This window comes from Actinosynnema sp. (genome assembly GCF_052038725.1).
Genome location: NZ_JBQGCX010000478.1, coordinates 1 through 2504 on the forward strand (window position 1 = coordinate 1; position 2504 = coordinate 2504).

The window sequence follows — 2504 nt, forward strand, 5'->3', positions numbered from 1 at the left end:
CCGTGGCGACGTCGTTGGGGATGTAGTTCATCGTGTCGTAGATGGCCATGCCCGCGTCGACCGAGCCACCGGGCGAGTTGATGTGCAGGAAGATGTCGGCCTCGGGGTCCTCTGCCGAGAGCAGCAGCAGCTGCGCGCAGATCGCGTTCGCGTTCTGGTCGCGCACCTCGGAGCCGAGGAAGACGATCCGCTCCCGCAGCAGGCGCTGGTAGATGTGGTCGTCCAACGGGTTGAAGCCGGCCGCGCCGTTCATCTGCGGATCGGAGCCGACCGGTGCTGAGCGGGATGTCTGGTTCACGTCAGCGACACTAGCCCTCGCGACGGACAGTTCCACGGGCTTCGGGGCCCTGTTCGCCCACAGCGGAGAAGCCGCGACCGCGCCGCGCCCGCCCCGCACCCGCAGCCGCTCGATCGCCGGACCCCGGGCGCGCGGTGTGCTTGGATGGACGCATGCTGCGAGTGACGCTGCGCGGATCGGGTCTGCCCACCGTCACCCTGGGCTCCGGCGAGACGCTCTACTTCGGGCGCTCTCCCGACCACGCCGTGCCCGACGACTCCGTCGAGACCTCGCTCCGGGTCACCGCGATCGCCCTCCCCCGCTGCGCGCCGCACGTCTCGCGCGTGCTGGGCGAGCTGATCGTCGGTGAGGAGATCGCCCGGCTGCGCTGGCACGGCGCCGGCGAGACCCAGGTCTCCAGCCTGTTCGACGCCCCCGGCGGAGCGCGCCGGGTGACGATCACCGAGGGCATGTCGCTGCTGCTCGACGAGGGCGAGAACCAGCTGATCGTGATGCGCGGGCGGGTCGGCCCCGAGCAGACCTACGACGACCTCTCCATCGTGGTCGACGTCGCCACGAGCACCGCGCCGCCGCCGTCCCAGGTGCCCCGCCCCGAGCTCGACGAGGACGACGACGGCGCCACCGCCCCCGCGCCGCGCCTGCCCCCGCTGAGCCGCGAGTGGTACGTCGCGCTCGCGCTGTGCGAGCCGTGGCTGGCCGGCACCGACGACTACCCGCGCCCGCCCTCGAACCGCGAGATCTACGAGCGCGTGCTCGGCTGGCACGGCTACGCCTGGAACCTCGAGCGCGCCCAGCGGGTCGACGACGCCATCCGCTCGATCTCGGCGCTGGCCTTCGGACCGCGCGACGACCCCTTCCGGGCGGGCACCGGTCGCGCCCAGAACGTGCGGTTCGCGATCGGACGGCGCACCGCCGAGGTCCGACTCGTCACCGTCGACGACCTCCAGCGGGTCGAGCGGGCCGCCGCGCAGCGGAAGGTTCCACCCCCGACGGCCTAGCCGCGCGCCGTCCGCCTTCCTAGCCTGCCGGGGAGTGAGGCGTCTCCCGCCGGGAGCGCCGGAGCATCCGACCAGGCCTCAGGAGGGCGCGATGAGCACGAGCATGCAGGGAATGGACACCGAGTACGCCCGCAGCGTGGGCCAGAACATGGGCGAGCACGCCGGGCAGGTCGCCGGCGTGGTCTCCTCGATCAGCGCCATGATCCAGGGCCTGAACTGGCAGGGCTCCGACCGCCGCGCCTTCGAGAACGACTGGACGGGCTCGTTCGCGCCCAGCGCCACCGCCTGCTCGGAGTCGCTCGGCGACCAGGGTCGCGTGCTGTGCGTGCACGCCGACCGCCAGGACGAGGTCAGCCGCTGACGCTCCCCCACCCCGGTCACGACCCGGCGCCTCCCCCAGAGGGCGCCGGGTCGTCCGCATTTCCCGGGCTCAAGCCTGGCCGTGAGCGCCGCGCCAGGAGGAACCTTCCACCCGCCGAACCCTCGACCGCCGGACCTCGCGCTGCCTAGCGTCGTGGCCAACGACTCGGGAGTGGCCCACGGGGCACCAGACGGAAGGAGGGGACGATGGCATTGCTCGGAGCGGATACCGAAGAACTCCGCGGAGCCGCGCAGAAGTGCCAGGAGGGCAAGGAGACCACCGACCAGGTGATCACCTTCGTCAGGGCGCTGATCGCGCTGCTGCGGGCGGCGTCGTTCTTCACCGGCGGCGCGAGCGCCGCCTACGCCACCTTCCTGGAGACCCAGGTGCTGCCGTGGCTGCAGAAGATCTCGATGGCCCTCGGCCTCTTCGGCCAGGTGCTCGGCGCCAACGCCGACGCGCAGGACCAGGTCAGCGCCGGCGAGACCGTCGACCTCGGCAAGCTGCCCACCTACACCAGCCCGCTGGCCCCCAGCCAGAGCGCGCCGATGACCCGCTGGGACGGCGGCTCGATCGCCCCGGGCGCGGCGATGCCGGGCACGCCGGGAACGACCACCACCACGACGACCACCACGACCAGCACCACCGGTCCCGACGGCGTGACCGTGCCGGGCGCGACGACCACGACCACCACGACGACCACCGCCCCCGCCCTCGGCTCCCCCGTGGGCCTGGGCGCGCTGCCCGGCGCGGCGAGCGGCGCCGGTGGCGCCACGACCACCGCTCCGGCCATCGGCGGGGCCGGGGCCATCGGCGGCGCCCTGCCCGGCGCGGCCAGCGGCAACGG

3 protein-coding genes and 1 pseudogene are annotated in these 2504 nt (G+C 73.4%); 3 read left to right on the forward strand and 1 reads right to left on the reverse strand.

Translation table 11 applies throughout. The annotated features are described in order from the left end of the window. A partial coding sequence (locus ACTUAL_RS09675; RefSeq protein ID WP_440900023.1) for an ATP-dependent Clp protease proteolytic subunit occupies window positions 1-253 on the reverse strand: 253 nt, incomplete at its 3' end. A gap of 197 nt (window positions 254-450) precedes the next feature. Between ACTUAL_RS09675 and ACTUAL_RS09680 the strand changes: the two genes are divergently transcribed. From ACTUAL_RS09680 to ACTUAL_RS09690, 3 genes and pseudogenes are all read left to right on the forward strand, one after another. Then, window positions 451-1296 carry a hypothetical protein gene (locus tag ACTUAL_RS09680; RefSeq protein ID WP_440900024.1) on the forward strand — a complete coding sequence of 282 codons (846 nt, stop codon included), beginning with the start codon at window positions 451-453 and terminating at the stop codon, window positions 1294-1296. A gap of 91 nt (window positions 1297-1387) precedes the next feature. After that, the gene (locus tag ACTUAL_RS09685; protein WP_440900025.1) at window positions 1388-1657 is read left to right on the forward strand and encodes a hypothetical protein; all 270 of its coding nucleotides are present in this window, start codon (window positions 1388-1390) and stop codon (window positions 1655-1657) included. 206 nt (window positions 1658-1863) lie between these two features. Next, window positions 1864-2504 (forward strand): annotated as a pseudogene (locus ACTUAL_RS09690) (hypothetical protein); the annotation flags it as partial.

What these genes read in the sequence shown, in the direction of transcription:
- ACTUAL_RS09685 (WP_440900025.1), top strand. Translation starts at nt 1,388, where the DNA reads ATGAGCACGAGCATGCAGGGAATGGACACCGAGTACGCCCGCAGCGTG.
- ACTUAL_RS09680 (WP_440900024.1), top strand. Translation starts at nt 451, where the DNA reads ATGCTGCGAGTGACGCTGCGCGGATCGGGTCTGCCCACCGTCACCCTG.